General features: G+C 62.0%; 15 protein-coding genes, 1 tRNA gene and 1 pseudogene. 8 read left to right on the top strand and 9 right to left on the bottom strand.

Annotated features, from left to right (window positions below):
- The first annotated feature begins 206 nt into the window (after window positions 1-206).
- From N7E02_RS19570 to N7E02_RS19555, 4 genes are all read left to right on the top strand, one after another.
- A complete protein-coding gene (locus tag N7E02_RS19570) occupies window positions 207-725 on the top strand; it encodes an NUDIX hydrolase (RefSeq protein WP_286579297.1) in 519 nt (172 codons plus the stop codon).
- A 132-nt stretch (window positions 726-857) separates the two neighbouring features.
- Window positions 858-2363, top strand: coding sequence for an inorganic phosphate transporter (locus N7E02_RS19565; RefSeq protein WP_286579296.1), 1506 nt, complete (start codon window positions 858-860; stop codon window positions 2361-2363).
- Between the two features lie 12 nt (window positions 2364-2375).
- Window positions 2376-3113: a 16S rRNA (uracil(1498)-N(3))-methyltransferase gene (locus N7E02_RS19560; protein WP_286579295.1), complete on the top strand. Its 738-nt coding sequence runs from the start codon at window positions 2376-2378 to the stop codon at window positions 3111-3113.
- Window positions 3114-3267: 154 nt separating this feature from the next.
- On the top strand, window positions 3268-4641 hold the full coding sequence (locus N7E02_RS19555) for a glutamate--cysteine ligase (protein WP_286579294.1): 1374 nt from the start codon (window positions 3268-3270) through the stop codon (window positions 4639-4641).
- Between the two features lie 227 nt (window positions 4642-4868).
- On the opposite strand, the gene N7E02_RS19550 is transcribed toward N7E02_RS19555, so the two are convergent.
- Window positions 4869-5174, bottom strand: coding sequence for a DUF1127 domain-containing protein (locus N7E02_RS19550; protein ID WP_286579293.1), 306 nt, complete (start codon window positions 5172-5174; stop codon window positions 4869-4871).
- A 190-nt stretch (window positions 5175-5364) separates the two neighbouring features.
- Between N7E02_RS19550 and N7E02_RS19545 the strand changes: the two genes are divergently transcribed.
- Window positions 5365-6315, top strand: coding sequence for a LysR substrate-binding domain-containing protein (locus tag N7E02_RS19545; RefSeq protein WP_286579292.1), 951 nt, complete (start codon window positions 5365-5367; stop codon window positions 6313-6315).
- A 3-nt stretch (window positions 6316-6318) separates the two neighbouring features.
- On the opposite strand, the gene N7E02_RS19540 is transcribed toward N7E02_RS19545, so the two are convergent.
- Together N7E02_RS19540 and N7E02_RS19535 are read right to left on the bottom strand one after the other, a co-directional pair.
- Window positions 6319-6606: a BrnA antitoxin family protein gene (locus tag N7E02_RS19540; protein WP_286579291.1), complete on the bottom strand. Its 288-nt coding sequence runs from the start codon at window positions 6604-6606 to the stop codon at window positions 6319-6321.
- On the bottom strand, window positions 6542-6808 hold the full coding sequence (locus N7E02_RS19535; protein ID WP_286583937.1) for a BrnT family toxin: 267 nt from the start codon (window positions 6806-6808) through the stop codon (window positions 6542-6544). Before N7E02_RS19535 ends, N7E02_RS19540 begins: the two co-directional genes overlap by 65 nt.
- Window positions 6809-6995: 187 nt before the next feature.
- Here N7E02_RS19535 and N7E02_RS19530 point away from each other — a divergent pair.
- A pseudogene (locus N7E02_RS19530) lies at window positions 6996-7930 on the top strand (hydrogen peroxide-inducible genes activator).
- A 96-nt stretch (window positions 7931-8026) separates the two neighbouring features.
- On the opposite strand, the gene N7E02_RS19525 reads toward N7E02_RS19530, so the two are convergent.
- The 4 genes from N7E02_RS19525 to N7E02_RS19510 all read right to left on the bottom strand — a co-directional run bounded on the left by N7E02_RS19525 (window position 8027) and on the right by N7E02_RS19510 (window position 12252).
- A complete protein-coding gene (locus N7E02_RS19525; protein WP_286579290.1) occupies window positions 8027-8923 on the bottom strand; it encodes a dienelactone hydrolase family protein in 897 nt (298 codons plus the stop codon).
- Between the two features lie 99 nt (window positions 8924-9022).
- Complete coding sequence (locus tag N7E02_RS19520; protein WP_286579289.1) at window positions 9023-9442, bottom strand: MAPEG family protein; 420 nt, start codon at window positions 9440-9442, stop codon at window positions 9023-9025.
- Between the two features lie 122 nt (window positions 9443-9564).
- Window positions 9565-11058 carry an IMP dehydrogenase gene (gene guaB, locus N7E02_RS19515; RefSeq protein ID WP_286579288.1) on the bottom strand — a complete coding sequence of 498 codons (1494 nt, stop codon included), beginning with the start codon at window positions 11056-11058 and terminating at the stop codon, window positions 9565-9567.
- Between the two features lie 189 nt (window positions 11059-11247).
- On the bottom strand, window positions 11248-12252 hold the full coding sequence (locus N7E02_RS19510) for an MBL fold metallo-hydrolase (protein WP_286579287.1): 1005 nt from the start codon (window positions 12250-12252) through the stop codon (window positions 11248-11250).
- Between the two features lie 212 nt (window positions 12253-12464).
- Here N7E02_RS19510 and N7E02_RS19505 point away from each other — a divergent pair, with 212 nt between their 5' ends.
- Window positions 12465-13874 (top strand): MFS transporter, encoded by a 1410-nt coding sequence (locus N7E02_RS19505; protein ID WP_286583935.1) that lies wholly within the window; start codon window positions 12465-12467, stop codon window positions 13872-13874.
- 3 nt (window positions 13875-13877) lie between these two features.
- Here N7E02_RS19505 and N7E02_RS19500 read toward each other — a convergent pair whose 3' ends face one another.
- Window positions 13878-14618, bottom strand: coding sequence for an RlmE family RNA methyltransferase (locus tag N7E02_RS19500; RefSeq protein WP_286579286.1), 741 nt, complete (start codon window positions 14616-14618; stop codon window positions 13878-13880).
- A complete protein-coding gene (locus tag N7E02_RS19495) occupies window positions 14615-16237 on the bottom strand; it encodes a Ppx/GppA phosphatase family protein (RefSeq protein WP_286579285.1) in 1623 nt (540 codons plus the stop codon). The genes N7E02_RS19500 and N7E02_RS19495 overlap by 4 nt, the downstream gene beginning before the upstream one ends.
- 300 nt (window positions 16238-16537) lie before the next feature.
- On the opposite strand from N7E02_RS19495, the gene N7E02_RS19490 reads away from it, so the two are divergent.
- A tRNA-Gln gene (locus N7E02_RS19490) sits at window positions 16538-16611 on the top strand.
- Window positions 16612-16989: the final 378 nt, after the last annotated feature.

Raw genomic sequence — 16989 nt, 5'->3', positions numbered from 1 at the left:
TCCGCATATGCAATTCTGCCATAGTCTCAGGAAAATTGAACAGCTGTGCAACAACCCTGTTGACGCGCAGCCCGACGCACCCACTTATAGTTAGCCGGGCAAGATCTTTAACGGGTGATTCACGATCAAATTCATTGCCGAAGCCTCGTTAATCCCGGCGCAAGCATTATATTAGTAAAATACGACTTTCGGAGGTGTTTTCGAAATTGGGTCTAGTCAAGCGGATTGCCAGCAATCTTCGTCTCATGGTGCAGCGACCGCCGCGCCAGCAATATGCTGCGCTCTGCTATCGCACGAAGAAGAACGGTGAGATCGAAGTGCTCGTGGCAACGAGCCGCGACACCGGCCGCTGGGTGATCCCCAAGGGCTGGCCCATGGAAAACAGAAAATCCCATCAGGTTGCCGAGCAGGAAGCCTTCGAGGAAGCGGGCGTGAAGGGCAAGGCCGAGAAGGCCGCCTTCGGCTTCTACCACTACGACAAGGGGCTGGATAACGGCTTGAAGGTGCCGGTGCGCGTGCAGGTGCATGTGCTCAAGGTCGATGACCTCTGCAAGAACTTCAAGGAAAAAGGCGCCCGCCGGATCGAGTGGGTTTCCTGCCAGGAAGCCGCCGACCGGGTCAACGAGCCGGAGCTGAAGATGCTGATGCTGCAATTCGCCGAGCGGATGCAGCCGAAGAAGCAGGCTGCACCGGCAATCGCAGCCACCGTCAAGTTCGCGGGCTAGAAGCCGAGCCTCCCCGGCGTCCCAGCCCGGCGAATTTCCCACCGCATCACAATCTTTTCGCAAGCGGATGCTAAACGACGGATCCAGTGATCCGGGCACCGCTTGTGTCCTCTCTGCCGATCAAAGAACAAAATGGGCCAAAGAAATCCGCGTCTGGCCAAGCCGACGCTCGACAAAGACCTGGAGAAACTGTCTTCCGTCGAAGACGCCACCCGCCAGACGGCGCGCGGACTGGCGGCGCCCGGCACCGCGCTTCTGTTCATCATTCTCACCGCGATCTTCGCCGCCTCCTATGTGACGGGGGCGCCTGGTGCCATCATCATCGTGGCAGCTGCGGCTCTCGCCGGCTACATGGCGATGAATATCGGCGCCAATGACGTGACCAACAATATCGGCGCGGCCGTCGGCGCGCGGGCCATGTCCATGGGCTTCGGTCTGGCGCTCGCCGCCGTGTTCGAGATCGCCGGCGCGGTGATGGCCGGCGGCGGCGTCGTCCATACGATCGCCAGCGGCATCATGGACGATACGCTGATCGCCAGCCCCAGTGTGCTGATCTGGGCGATGATGGCGGCGATGTTGTCTGCCGCCGTGCTGATCAACCTCGCCACCTGGGCCGGAGCGCCGGTTTCCACCACCCATTCGATCGTCGGCGGGGTGATGGGTGCCGGCATTGCGGCCGCGGGCTTCGGCGCGATCAACTGGGGCATGGTGGCCGGCATCACCGCGAGCTGGATCTTCTCTCCGCTTCTCGGCGGAGTCATCGCCGCTGCCTTCCTGCTGCTCGTCAAGGAGACGATCATCTACCGGGAAGACAAGATCGCCGCCGCAAAGACCTGGGTGCCGGTGCTGATCGGGACGATGGCGGGCGCGTTCGCCGGTTACCTGGCGCTGATCGGGTTCGACCAGTTTCTGGAGCGCTCAGCATTGAGAGCCACCGCGATCGCCATCATTACCGGTCTGATTGCCTGGCGCGCACTTATCCCCGTCATAGCCCGGCAGGCCGAAGGCCTGGAGAACCGCAACCAGTCGCTCAGAAAACTGTTCCGCATCCCGCTCATCCTGTCGGCGGCACTGATGTCCTTCGCCCATGGGGCAAACGACGTGTCGAACGCAATCGGGCCACTGGCTGCGATCGTATCTGCGGCACAGAACGGCATCGAAGGCGCCGTGCGCGTACCTCTGTGGGAACTCGTCATCGGCGGCCTCGGCATCTCGCTCGGCCTTTTGCTCTACGGTCCGAAGCTGGTGCGGCTGGTGGGTGCGGAGATCACCAAGCTCAACCCGATGCGGGCCTATTGCGTGTCGCTGTCGACAGCGCTGACCGTGATCGTCGCCTCCTGGGGCGGGCTGCCGGTGTCGTCCACCCATATCGCCGTCGGCGCCGTCTTCGGCGTCGGGCTGTTTCGCGAGTGGTATACGCGCCATTCGAAACGGCGCTTCGAGTATATGCGGGTCAGGGCCGGCAAGGACCCGGATGCCACCGAACCCTTCGAGCGCAATGACGACGAGCTGAAGCGGCGCTACCTCGTGCGCCGCTCGCATATGCTGAGCATCGTCGCGGCCTGGATGATCACGCTTCCGGCCGCCGCAGGCCTTGCGGCGATCATCGCGACGGTTATGTTCGCGCTGTTCCTGTAAGGATTGAGACCAGTGCGCGCCAATTTCCGTCTGCAACGACTTTTCGTCGAAACCCCGCTTGCCCCCGAGACAAAGCACGAGGTCTCGTCCGAGCAGTTCAACTATCTCGCCAACGTGCTGCGGCTGGAAGCCGGGGCGAAGGTTCTGGTGTTCAACAGTCGGGACGGCGAGTGGCTGGCCGAGGTGGCCTTTCCGAGCCGCAAGAAGATCGTGCTGGAACTCGTCGAGCAGACGCGGCCGCAGCCCGAGCCTTCCGACCTGCACTATCTGTTCGCGCCGCTGAAAGTCGGGCGACTGGACTATCTGGTGCAGAAGGCGGTGGAGATGGGGGCCGGCACTCTGCAGCCCGTCATGACCCAGCATGTGCAGGGCAAGATCACCAATCTCGACAGGCTCAGGGCTAACGTCGCGGAAGCCGCGGAACAGTGCGGCATATTGTCGATCCCCGAGGTTTCCGAGCCGCGCAAGCTCGCCGATGTCCTCGAACGCTGGCCGGCCGACCGGCGCATCATCTTCTGCGACGAGGGCGACGAGGGTCAGAACCCGCTGCCGGTTCTGGCCAAGGTGACGGAGCGCAAGCTCGCGCTGCTCGTTGGGCCGGAAGGCGGTTTTTCCGAGGAGGAACGGGCACTGCTGCGGTCCCTGCCCTTCGTCACCGCGATCCCGCTCGGGCCGCGAATTCTACGGGCGGATACGGCGGCGGTGGCGGCACTGGCCGTGATCCAGGCGGCGGTGGGCGACTGGCGGTAAGCACGACTGCAACACTCGCCCAAGAATTCTGAAACACTCTTGAAACAAATTCGCTTGCACAGCAGATGAATTCGGTTCAAGCAGCCGGACATTCCTCCGCATCTTTCAGCCAGATGCGGCGTCCCGACTAAGGCATTCGACCAGGGTATTCTTCATGGCGCGTGATACGACCGACCAGACACCGCTTTCCTCGGTGTCCGAGCTTTCCGCTTATCTGGCTCAGGGCTCGCGCCCGAAGGACAAATTCCGCATCGGCACCGAGCACGAGAAGTTTCCCTTCTTCCGCAAGGACAACAGCCCCGTGCCCTATCACGGCGATGCCAGCATTTCCGCGCTTCTCAAAGGCATGCAGGAAAAGCTCGGCTGGGAGCCGATCATGGATGGCGACAACATCATCGGGCTCGGCGAGCAGTCCGGCATGGGCGCGATCTCGATCGAGCCCGGCGGCCAGTTCGAGCTTTCCGGCGCGCCCCTGGAGACGATCCACGAGACCTGTCGCGAATCCAACCGGCACCTGGCGCTGGTGAAGGAAATCGCCGAGCCGATGGGCATCGGCTTCCTTGGCCTCGGCGGCAGCCCGAAATGGTCTCTTGCCGAGACCCCGCGCATGCCGAAATCGCGCTATGACATCATGACCCGCTACATGCCGAAGGTCGGCACCAAGGGTCTCGACATGATGTACCGCACCTGCACGATCCAGGTGAACCTCGATTTCTCGTCCGAGCAGGACATGGCCCGCAAGATGCGCGTGTCGATGAAGCTGCAGTCGATTGCGACCGCTCTCTTCGCTTCCTCGCCGTTTACCGAGGGCAAGCCCAATGGGCTCGTTTCCTGGCGCGGCGACATCTGGCGCGATACCGACAACCAGCGTTCCGGCACCTTGCCCTTCGTGTTCAACGATGATTTCAGCTTTACCGACTATGTGGAATGGGCGCTGGACGTGCCGATGTATTTCATCGTCCGCGACGGGAAGTACAAGGACTGCACCCACGTTACCTTCCGCCAGTTCATGGATGGTGCGCTGAAGGGCGAGGTTGCCGACTGGCAGCCGAACATGGGCGACTGGACGAACCACCTGTCGACGCTGTTCCCCGATGTGCGTCTGAAGCGTTTCCTCGAAATGCGCGGCGCCGACGGCGGCCCGTGGCGCCGGATCTGCGCACTCCCCGCCTTCTGGGTCGGCCTGCTCTACGACGATGCAGCACTTGCCGATGCCGAAACGCTGACGGCCGACTGGACTTTCGAGGACGTCACCGCCATGCGCGATGCCGTGCCGGTGGATGGTTTGAAAGCAACGATCAAGGGGCGTTCGGTTCTCGACGTCTCCCGCGATGCCGTCGCGATCGCCAAGGCCGGCCTCAAGGCACGTGGCAAGCTGAACGGCGAAGGCCAGGACGAAAGCATCTTCCTCCAGCCGCTCGAAGAGGTTCTGGCGAAGAAGGCGACCATGGCGGAAGACCTGCTGGCTGCATTCAACGGCCGCTGGAACGGCTCGGTGGAGCCGGTGTTCAAAGATTACCAGTATTGATCAATGCGTCTCGGCGTCATCCTCGGGCTTGTCCCGAGGATCTATCCACGTCGCGAAACCCTGAACGGTAGTAGATGCTCGGGACAAGCCCGAGCATGACGGCAGAGATGTATCCGAGCGTCCCATTCGCCCCTCCCCTAAACAAAAAAGCCCGGCGCGGATCGTCCGGCCGGGCAAGGAGCAGGGCTATTGGCTATCACCCTGCGGGGAAAATGGTGGCACGCAGCTCAGCGTCTGGCGGGGCGCTTGAACCGCGTGCGGGCGCGTTCGCGGGCCGCCCGTGCGAGAAGCAGGGACGGGTCGTCCAGCGCGCCGGACTGATCGAGGGCTGCGACGACATCACGGCGGCTAAGTCCGATATCGTCGAGCATCCGATCGTCAAAATCCGAAAGTCGGTTGGTTGCCACGCGGTTGCGGAGGGCACACCATGCGGACCTGATGCGCACCAACATTGTGCTCTGGGCAAAGCCGACGGAGCCGATGCCCCGGGCATTAACAAGCTTGATCTCGGTTCCGCATTCGGTCGTGCTCATCGGAATATCCTTTCATCGGGCACGGGCGAGGCTTTCCGGCCGCGAAAAGGCGGACAGATTGCCGGGTGACGGTGCGCTCTGGTCAGAAGCGCCTTCGCTGGAGAATTGCACACGTTATCGGCAGATCTTATTGATCAGTCCAACGAATGTTTTTAATGATCATCATCAAACACACTGATGGATGACCGCCATGTCCGCGCCTCTCGACATCGACCAGTTGCATACCTTCATCGCCATCATCGACACCGGCAGCTTCACCAAGGCTGCGGACCGGGTGTTCAAAACCCAGTCGGCCGTCTCCATGCAGATGCGCAGGCTGGAGGAGCGGATCGGCAAGCAGCTGTTTGCCAAGGACGGACGCGGCAACCGGCTGACCGCCGAAGGCGAGAAGCTGATGAACTATGCTCGCCGGATCATCCGTCTCAACAATGAGGCGATCGCCGCCTTCGACGACAACCGGCTGGAAGGCACGATCCGGATCGGCACGCCGGACGATTATGCCGACCGCTACATGCCGGAGATCATCGGGCGGTTTGCCAAGACCCATCCGAATGTCGAGCTCTATATCGTCTGCGAGCCCTCGGTCAGCCTCGGCGAGAAGATGGCACGCGGCGAGCTCGACATCGCGCTTGTCACCCACAATCCGCGCCAGCGCATGTCCGATGTGGTGCGCACCGAGCCGCTCTGCTGGGTCGCCTCCGCCAACCATCCGCTGAAGGACGACGCGCCGGTGCCGCTTGCGGTCGGCCGCCGGGATTGCCTGTGGCGTCAGCTCGCCTGTTCGGCGCTCGATGCGGACGGGCGCGAATACCAAGTGCTGTTCACCAGCTGGTCATCCACCGTCGTCGCGGCCGCGGTGCTTGCCGGCATGGCGGTCTCCGTACTGCCAGAATCGGCGCTGCGCCCGGGCATGAAGGTGCTCACGGCAGCTGACGGTTTTCCGCCCCTGCCGCCGGTACAGATCGGCCTGATGAAGCGGCCGGGACTTTCGGTCTCGCTGATGAACGCGATCACCGACCATATCACCGCCTGTCTCGACAACATCTCGCCGGCTGCAGTGCCGGACGAACTGGAAGGCGACCTCAAAGGCTTCGCCCGCCAGCCACGGGCACGGTCGGGTCAGGTGATGACAGGGTGGTGAACCTTATCTGGATCCTGCCGCTTTTTTAGCTGCTACATAGGCGCGCAACACGTTCTGCATCTTGGTCAGATGACCTTTCCCTTTGGCGTCGCTGTAGAAAAAGTCGAACACATCCTGATCGATCTTCAAATGGACGGACCGTTTCTCTGGATATGAAAGGTCTGCCTTCGACCAGAAATCCGGACCGAGGTCTTCGCCATCCGATGCGGCATTTCCCGGCTCCAGCTTACCGGCTTCTTTCATCGCTCTCAGGTCGGAGAGAGACGCCTTCCTGATATCGTGATCGGTCACCTCGACCTCCTTTCCAGGCGGTTATCAACCGCCTGACATTGTCGCGATCCGTGAAAACCACGACGAAACATTCACCATCAACCATTCCCAGCGCGATTTGTCGGACTTCTCCATAGTCGGCCCGATCATCTATCCTCGTCAGAACCGGCCTTTCGAAAATGAGGGCCGCATAGAGAATATCGACACCTCGCTCCCGAAGCACCTGCTGTCTCTTTGCCTCGTCCCACTCCAACTCCACGACAGCAGCCCCACCCCGAGCGGATCAAGTACCCATGTAAATGTACGCTTTTTCCATACACTTTCAATCAGCAGTTCGCGCTTGAAGATGGAAGCAGCGCATCATAATTTCCGATAAGGACATCAATCGCTTTCCATCAGGAAATTCTATCATGCTCACCCTCCGGCAGATGCGCTATTTCGAGGCGCTGGCGACCACGCGGCATTTCGGGCGGGCGGCGGCGCTGGTGCATGTCAGCCAGCCGGCGCTGTCCTCGCAGATCATGGAGATGGAGGATCATCTCGGCATCAAGCTGGTCGAGCGCAGCCGTGCCGGCGTGCTTTTGACGCCAAAGGGGCGGAGGTGCTGCGGCGCATCCATGTCATTCTCGGCGAAGTCGAGCGGCTTGAGGAAAGTGTGCGCGAGCGTGGCGGACTGCTGGGCGGGCTGATCCGCATCGGCATCATCCCGACGGTGGCACCCTATCTTGTGCCGCATCTCGTGCCGCATCTGCGAGAAAATTTTCCCGCAATCGAGATCGAGCTGAAAGAGGCGGTGACCGACCGACTGGTGGCGGAACTGGCCGACGGCAGGCTGGATGCGGTGATCGCCGCCCTGCCCGTCGAAGCCGACAATATCGAATCCCGGGTGCTGTTTTCCGATCGCTTCTTCATGGCGGTGGCGGATAATGATCGCGATATCCTGACCTCGCCGCTGACCGAAGCGCAGGTGGATGCGGAGAGGCTTCTGCTGCTCGAGGAAGGCCATTGCCTGCGCGACCAGGCGCTGGCGGTCTGCGGCACGGCCGGACGGCGCAGCCTCGTCAATTTCGGCGCGACCTCGATGGCGACGCTGCTGCAGATGGTGTCGCACGACATGGGGATGACGCTGATCCCGGAAATGGCGATTTCTTCCGAGACCGCGCGCAACAACCTGCGGATCGTGCCGTTTGCCGATCCCGCGCCGTCGCGCGAAATCGGGCTGATCTGGCGAAAGTCCAGCAGTCGCGCCGAGGACATGGCGGCGCTGGCCGATGCCATCATCGCCTGCTCGCCGCCGACGAACGGCAGTGCAGGTTTGGTGACGCCGGAAGCCGTTGCTGTCTAGAGCATTTCCGCTTTTCTTCGAACCGCGAAAACGCTCCAGCTTTTTCTTAGCGCAGTTCCGGACGCAAAACCGGTTCCCACTTTTGCTGGAACTGCTTTAGGCCAGATACTTCCTGAAAAAGGCAACCGTCCGGTTCCAGGCGAGATCGGCGGCCGCCTTGTCGTAGCGGGCGGTGGAGGTATCGTTGTTGAAGGCGTGGTTGACGCCTTCATAGACGAAAATCTCGAAGGTCTTGCCGTTCTTCTCCAGAGCCTCGCGATAGGCCGCGATGCCGGCATTGATGCGCTCGTCGAGGCCGCCGTAATGGAGCATCAGCGGCGCCTTGATGGCCGGCACATCCTCGGCCTTCGGCTGGGCACCGTAATAGGCGACGCCGGCATTGAGGCCGGGCGAATGGACGACGAAGTTGTTGACCGTGCCGCCACCCCAGCAGAAACCGACCGCGCCGACCTTGCCGTTGGCGCCATCGATGCCGGCAAGATAGGTCCGGGCCGCTTCGGCATTGGCGGCTGTGTCCGCCGCATCGAGGGTGGAAAACATCTGCCGCGCCTGATCTTCGTCGGCCGGCGTGCCGCCGAGCGGCGAGAGAAAGTCCACCGCCAGCGCATTGAACCCTTCCAGCGCCATGCGACGGGTGACATCCCTGATATGGTCGTTGAGCCCACGGTTCTCGTGGATGACGATGACGCTGCCGAGCGGGCCGGTGGCCGCTTTCGGGCGCACCAGATAGCCCTTTATCGTCACACCCTTGGTGCCGGGGAAGGTGACGTCCTCGATCGTCAAACGATCATCTGTGGCCGGAACGATCTCCGCCCGCGCGCCATCGGCGGCGAGCATGGGGGCGATCGCCGCAGCGGCCGCGCCGGAGCCTGCAAGCGCCGTCAACCGTTCCATGAACTTGCGGCGGTCGAGATGAAGATGGGTGTATTCGTCATAGGCGCTGATCATCGCCTGGGTGATTTTCGGGATTTCCCCGTTGTCTTCCTTATCCATGGCTCTGTTCCTCATCCGAATGAAGTCACGCATCGGAGCCTACAGGCAATGGAGACCGGGAAAGCTACACGTGTTCGTGAAAGCTCCCGGCCGCAGGGATCAGTTGAGCGCCAGCCAGACGGCGAGCCAGACCCACATGAGGAAGAGGGTGAAGAAGCCGACGAGGAAGGCGGGGCGGCGATAGCGCAGCCGGTTGTTGGTCAGGTGCACCCATGCATGGACGTAACGGGAAATGACGAAGATCCAGCCGAGCGCGACCGTGCCCCAATTATCGGCGGTCGAGGCATAGAGCGTCAGGCTGGCGGCATAGAAGAGAACCGGCAGTTCGAACTGGTTCTTGATGCTGTTATGGACCAGCAGGCTTTCCGGCGGCTCCTCACGGTTCTCGCGGAACTGGCTGGCCTTGGCACTGCCGCGCGTCACCGCGAAGGTGCGTTTTACCGAGAGAAGCCAGTAAAGGAAAAAGACGAGCGCCACATGGGCAATCATCGGCCAGAGCGTTGCATTGGTGGAAAGCATGGGGTCTCCCGAAGTGTCAGGTCGACATGAATAGTGCTTTTGTCCGTGAGCACAAATGAAAAAGCCGGACCGCTGTGCAGCCCGGCTATTTGTGGCAAGGTTTTACCCTTACTCGATGAAATTTACGAGCTTGCGCCCGGATAGTTCGGGCTTTCGCGGGTGATCGTCACGCCATGCGGATGGCTTTCGCGAAGGCCGGCACCGGAGATGCGCACGAAGGTCGCCTTTTCCTGGAAATCCTTGATGTCCTTGCCGCCGACATAGCCCATGGCTGCCTTGAGGCCACCGGCGAGCTGGTGCAGCACGGCCGAGACCGGGCCCTTGTAGGGAACCTGCCCTTCGATGCCCTCCGGCACGAGCTTCAGCGTGTCGCGCACTTCCGCCTGGAAATAGCGGTCAGCCGAGCCGCGCGCCATCGCGCCGACGGAGCCCATGCCGCGATAGGCTTTGAAGGAACGGCCCTGATAGAGGTAGACTTCACCCGGGCTTTCATCGGTACCGGCGAGCAGCGAGCCGACCATGACGGCCGAAGCGCCGGCGGCGATTGCCTTGGCGAGATCGCCCGAGAACTTGATACCGCCATCGGCGATGACCGGAACGCCGTGCTTGTTGGCTTCTTCAACCGAAGCCATGACGGCTGCGAGCTGCGGCACGCCGACGCCGGCGACGACGCGAGTGGTGCAGATAGACCCCGGGCCGATACCGACCTTGATGCAATCGGCGCCGGCATCGATCAGGGCCTTGGTGCCTTCCGACGTCGCGACGTTGCCGGCGATGATGCGGATCGCATTCGACATGCGCTTGGTTGCGGCAACGGCGTCCAGAACCTTCTGCGAATGACCGTGGGCGGTATCGACGACGATGACGTCGACGCCGGCATCGATCAGGCGCTCGGCGCGCTCGACGCCATCGGAACCGGTGGAAATGGCGGCTGCAACACGCAGGCGGCCATGGGCATCCTTGGCGGCGTTCGGGTTAAGCTGCGACTTCTCGATATCCTTGACGGTGATGAGGCCGATGCAGCGGCCGTCATTGTCGACGACGAGCAGCTTTTCAATGCGGTGCGAGTGAAGAAGGCGCTTGGCCTCGCCCTGATCGACGCCGTCCTTGACGGTGACGAGATTGTCCTTCGTCATCAGTTCGAAGATCTTCTGGGACGGATCGGAGGCAAAACGGACGTCGCGGTTGGTCAGGATACCGACCAGACGGCCCGGACGGCCGCCGTTTTCGACGACCGGGATGCCGGAAATGCCGTGCGCCTTCATCAGCGACAGGGCTTCGGCGAGCGTCGCGTCAGGACCGATCGTGACCGGATTGACGACCATGCCGCTTTCGAACTTCTTGACCTGGCGGACCTCTTCGGCCTGCTCGATCGGGGTCAGGTTGCGGTGGATGACGCCCATACCGCCCGACTGGGCCATGGCGATCGCCAGACGGCTTTCGGTGACGGTGTCCATTGCCGAAGACAGGATCGGCAGCGAAAGGTCGATATCCTTGGCGATGCGGGTGGAGATGTTGGTCTGACCCGGCATGATTTCCGAGTGTCCCGGCTGAAGGAGGACATCGTCAAAGGTAAGCGCTTCCGCGCCGGTTGCCGAGATTACGATCCGAGCCATTGCCAATTCCTTCGGTTGAATAGGCAGAATCCTCCGGAAAAGGGAAAATCCCTGTCCGGCTTCTTCTGCATGAAATACATGGAAGTTGGCGAGGGCTGGTAACACGTTCATGACAGGAAGGGAACAGAAAAAACCCGAAGGGCTGCCCCTCCGGGTTTGCATGGCTCACGTGTCAGTCGTGAACTGACGTCAAATGTCGAACTGGTAGCTCTTCGGCACGAAACGGTAGCCGGTTTCCTGCTTTTCCGCGTAGCCGACGGCCGGGAACGGCATGTGGTAGCCGAGGAAGGCGACCTTGTCGCTGGCAATCATGTCGAACACTCGTCTGCGCGTCGCAGCGGCCGCTGCCTTGTCCATGTCGAACTTCACTTCCCAATCCGGGCGCTGCAGCGACAGAACGAAATGGTTTGCCGTGTCGGCCGTCAGTACGAGGCGCTTGCCCTGCGATTCGACGTTGAAGATCATCATACCCGGCGTATGGCCGGCGGCGAGCATGCCGGTGATGCCGGGGGCGACTTCGCCGCCTTCGCCGATGAAGGTCATCTTTTCGGCGAGCGGCTTGACGTTGGCAAGCACGGCCTTCTGGTTGCCTTCGGCCGGCGTTCCGGCGCGGGCGGCATCGGTCCAGAAGTCGTATTCCGTCTGGCCGGTGATGTAGCTGGCATTGGCGAAGGCAGGCTTGCCGTCTTCCATCAGGCCACCGATATGGTCGCCGTGAAGGTGGGTCAGCACGACCTTGGTGACATCCGCCGGCATGTAGCCCGCGGCGGCCATGCCTTCGACCAGACGGCCGGCGCCCATGGCGTGACCGGCCTTGCCGAAGCCGGTGTCGAACAGGATGACATCGCTGCCGGTATCGATCAGGGTCGGGGAGAAGCCGTTGACGAACTGGTCCGTCGGCAGGAAGTTTTCCGCAAGCAGCGCGCCGACGGTCTCGGCCGACTGGTTTGTGCCAAAGGTCTCGTTCGGCACGCCGGATGCGCGTGAACCATCCTTGACGACGAGAACCTGGAAATCGCCGACCTTGAACTTGTGAATGTCGGGTGGGGTGACGCGATCGATTGCCAATTCACTACTCGCTTTTGTGCTGTCCTGGGCAAATGCTGCCCGATTGCCAATGATTGCCGGCGCGGCAAGGATGGTGACACCAGCCGTACCCAGCAAGGTTCTTCTTCCGATACCTTTTTCAACCATATCCCACTCCCTCACGGCAGATTGTTCCGCCACGCATATCTAGCGCGATGGCAAGAAAAGTAGACGACGCGGCTGCGGGAAAATCTGCGTTTCACGCAGACGTGACACCGGAACGAGAAAGCACAGGATCATCCTTGGCAGATGAGCATTAGAGGTTTACACCGCCCTCACCTATTTCTTTTCGGGCCTGTCATCCCATGACATCCGTCTCAATGAACCGCATCATTCCCCTCATCCTCGCCGTCGCGCTGTTCATGGAGCAGATGGATTCGACGGTGATCGCCACCGCACTGCCGACGATCGCTGCCGATCTCGGCGTCAGCCCGATCACGCTGAAACTAGCGCTGACCTCCTACATGGTGGCGCTTGCCATGTTCATCCCGATCAGCGGCTGGATGTCGGACAAATTCGGGGCGAAGAAGATCTTTCGGCTGGCGATCCTGGTCTTCGTCATCGGCTCGATACTCTGCGCCATCTCCGATCTGCTCATCCAGTTCGTCATGTCGCGCTTCCTGCAGGGCATGGGCGGGGCGATGATGACCCCGGTCGGACGCCTGGTGCTGTTGCGCACCACCAAGCGCAGCGAACTCGTTTCGGCCATGGCGCTGCTCACTATCCCGGCACTCGTCGGGCCGCTGACGGGGCCGCCGATCGGTGGTTTCATCACCACCTATTTCTCCTGGCACTGGATCTTCATCATCAACGTGCCGATCGGGCTTGCCGGCATCTACCTGACCGGCGTCCACCTGCCCGACGTGCCGCCGATGGCAACCGAGCGGCTGGACTGGACGGGTTTCTTCCTCACCTCAGTCGCCGCCTCGGGCGTCGTCTTCGGTCTATCGGTGATTGGCCTGCCGGCACTGCCTCCGGCCATCGGCATCAGCGCGGCGATCGCCGGCTTCGTCGCCTCCTTCCTTTATGTGCGTCACGCCCGGCGGCATCCGCACCCGATCCTCAACCTGAAGATCTTCAACGACCGGGCGTTCCGGGCGTCAACCACAGGAGGCACGCTGTTTCGCATCGCGACCGGCGCCATCCCCTTCCTGATGCCGCTGATGCTGCAGCTCGGTTTCGGGCTCAACCCGTTCCAGTCGGGCCTCATCACCTTCGCCGGCGCCATCGGCGCGCTGACGGTAAAGTTTCTCGCCCGGCGGCTGTTTGCGCTGCTCGGCTTCCGCACCGCACTGCTTTTTGCCGGTCTGCTCGGGGCGGCAATGACGGCGGTCAACGGCTTCTTTACGCCCGAGACGCCGCATATTCTCATCATCGGCTCGTTGCTGGTGGCGGGCTTCTTCCGCTCGCTGTTCTTCACCGGCGCTAATGCGCTCGGTTATTCGGAAATCTCCGATCAGCTGGCGAGCCAGGCGACATCCATGGCATCGGCCATGCAGCAGGTGAGCCTTGCGCTCGGCGTGGCCTTCGCGGCCTTCATCCTGGAAATGTCCTCGGCATTTTCCGGCACGCATCTGCAGCTTGGCGATTTCCACATCGCCTTCTTCATCGTGGCGGCCGTTTCGGTGTTTTCGATCGTGCCGATCTTCAATCTGGACCCTTTGACGGGCGCAGACGTTTCCGGCCACCGTCGCGGGATACGCGTCGTGCAGCCGGAAGCTGGAGAGTAAGGATCAGACCTCGGACGTCTCGTCCTCGTTCTCGCCATCAGCTTCCACGGCCCGACGGCCCTTGAAATGCTTGGCGAGCAGGAACATCTCGACCGATTCCTGTCGCGACGAGGCGGGCTTCACATGGATGACCTGCTTGAAATTCTTCTTCAGCAGGTCAAGCAGATCCTTTTCCGTACCACCCTGGAAAGTCTTCGCCAGGAAGTGGCCGCCTTCGGCCAGAACCTCGATGGCGAAATGCGCCGCGACTTCGCAGAGATGCATGGTGCGCAGGTGATCGGTGCGGTGATGGCCGGTCGTCGGCGCCGCCATGTCGGACAGCACGAGATTGGGCACGCCGCCGATCGCTTCCTTGAGAAGCTCGGGCGCGCTGTCATCGAGAAAGTCGAGCTGCAGGATTTTGACACCCGGCAAGGGATCGACCTCAAGGAAATCGATCGCGGCGACGCGGGGGTCCTCGTCCGTCGAATTCGTCACCTTGGCGGCAATCTGCGACCAGCTGCCCGGAGCAGCGCCCAAATCGATGATGCGCTTGGCACCTTTGAGAATCTGGTGCTTCTCATCGATTTCAAGCAGCTTGAAGGCCGCGCGGGCGCGATACCCCTCGAGCTTGGCCCGCTGGACGTAGGGGTCGTTGATATGGCGCTCGAGCCAGCGGCGCGAAGAGGCCTTCAGCTTGCCCTTCTTCACCTTCTGGCCGAGCTTGCGGCCTGTCCTGTTGATACCGACCGGTGGTTTCGTCATCGCCGTCTCAAACCTTCTTCCGAACCGCCGTTCGCCGAGCGACGGGAGCGTCCGCGCCGCCATACGCCGTCATCGGCCATCATATCTGTCAAAAGCCCCTCGCGCAGGCCGCGATCGGCCACCCGCATCCGCTGGCTCGGCCAGCGGCGGCGGATCGCCTCCAGGATGGCGCAGCCGGCAAGTACGAGATCGGCCCGGTCCGGACCGATGCAGGGGTTTGCGGCACGGCCGGCGAAATCCCAGGAGAGCAGTTTTGCCTGCATGGCGGAGACTTCCGCATCCGACAGCCAGAGACCATCGACCCTGCGGCGATCATAGCGCGGCAGGTCGAGATGGACGCCGGCAAGCGTGGTGACCGTGCCCGAGGTGCCGATCAAGTGGAAATCGTGATCCGCACTACGCCTGGCCGAACCGATCGGCGGGCAATCGAATTTCGCCAGCATGCCCTCGACCTCGACCACCATGGCCTCGAAGACATCCGGTGTGACATCGCGGCCGCCATGGCGTTCCGACAGCGTCACGACACCGACGGGCAGCGAGGTCCAGTGGGTGATGTGGTTGGCAAGCCTCGACGACCGGTTGTCGCCGATACGGATCACCGCGATTTCCGACGAACCGCCGCCGATATCGAAGAGCACGATGGAGCGCGCCTCGCGACCGACGAGCGAGGAGCAGCCGGAAACGGCAAGCCGGGCTTCCGTCTCGCGGTCGATGATTTCGAGGTCGAGCCCCGTCTCCGCGGTGACGCGGGCCAGAAACTCCTCGCCATTCGCGGCGGCGCGGCAGGCTTCGGTGGCGATGAGCCGCATCTTGCGGATCGGCCGCGAGGCAAGTTTTGAGGCGCAGATGCGCAAGGCCTCGACGGCGCGGTCCATGGCATCGGTGGACAGCCTGCCGGTGGCGGCCAGCCCCTCGCCCAGACGGACGATGCGGGAAAAGGCATCGACCACCCGGAAATGGCCGGGCCGTGTCGGCTGGGCGATCAGCAGACGGCAGTTGTTGGTGCCGAGATCGAGCGCGGCATAGAGATCGTCACGCAACGGCATGGCCGCGTCGAAACCGGACTGGCCGGCGATCGCCGCGCCATTGCCACGCTCGGCTGCGTGGGACGACGTGGCACGCAAGAGCGCCGGCTGCGAGACGCCGTTCAACGCGTCGCGGGCGAGCGCATCCTTGGCGGAACCCTGACCGTGGCCCTGCTTGCCTTGACCTTGGCCCTGAGCAAGTGGACGCCCCTGAAGGCCGCGGCCGCCGCGATTTTTCTTGCGACGGTCTCGTCCCTTGGACTTCGAGGCACTGCCGGGCTGGGAAGAATTCTGCTGGCGCTGATGCGGTTCGGCGCGCACGGACGCGTTCGACGGCGCAGCAGCGATGTCGGGATTGGCGGCACGGTCGGATCTCGACCGCCGACGCTTACGCTTGCGCGCAGGTTGATCCTGCTTCGCTTCGAGACGGGCGGCATTCTCGGCCGCAGGGGCCGATGATGCATGCGGAGATGCAGACGCGTTACGGTTCTTGCCGCCGCGTTTGCCCTTCCTGCGGCGGGATGGCTTGCCAGCCCCGCCTTCTGCCGCCGACGCCCCGCCATTTTGCGGCACACGGCCGCTATCGGGGTCCATTGGTCGTTCTGTCCATCTCGCCGCGCACCACCTGAAAAGGGACGCTGCGGCGTCTGATTGCTTCGTTGTCTCAAGGATAACAGCGTGGGCGCCATTCGCCAACCGCCTTTTTCGGAAGCAGACGAAGCATCGGCCAGGCCTGGACTTCACCCTTTATCAGGGCCCTGCATATGCCCCTCGCCCGGGCTTGGCAGCCCACAAAGAGCACCGCGAAAAAATTTCGGAAAGGGTATTTGCAAGTCGCGAAGGTTTGGCTATAAGCGCCGCACACCGATGAGCCGGCCACAAGCCGTTTCCTGCTGGGGAATAGTTCAACGGTAGAACGACGGACTCTGACTCCGTTAATCTTGGTTCGAATCCAGGTTCCCCAGCCAATCTTCTTCTTTTCCCAGATAGACTTACATACGGCGCAAAATTGTGTCGAAACTTCAGTGGCTTGCCTCACTAAGGAAGCGCCTGAGACTGCTGGCGGCCTAGAATGACCTGCATTTCTTAGCCCCAGTCTCTCCCCGCCATGTCGAAACTTACAGTTCGAGGAAGCTGCATCAGACGCCGATGCTTTTATCAATCGATGCGAGTGCGGGTGCGCTCAGAGAGCGGCGACGATCTCGGCGCTGAGCCAGCCAGTCCGATGGCATGGAGTTATTCGACAGCCATTTGGTCGTCAGGGAAAGCGGCTGCTCGCCTGTCACGATCGACTGGACGATGGCTGGCGCCAAGAAGGCCAGATCGATGATCTGCATCACCCGGCG

Origin of the sequence: Terrirhizobium terrae, assembly GCF_030323265.1 — a bacterium.
In the GTDB taxonomy this organism is placed as follows: Bacteria; Pseudomonadota; Alphaproteobacteria; order Rhizobiales; family Rhizobiaceae; genus Neorhizobium.
This window is presented reverse-complemented; position numbering and strand designations above follow the sequence as displayed.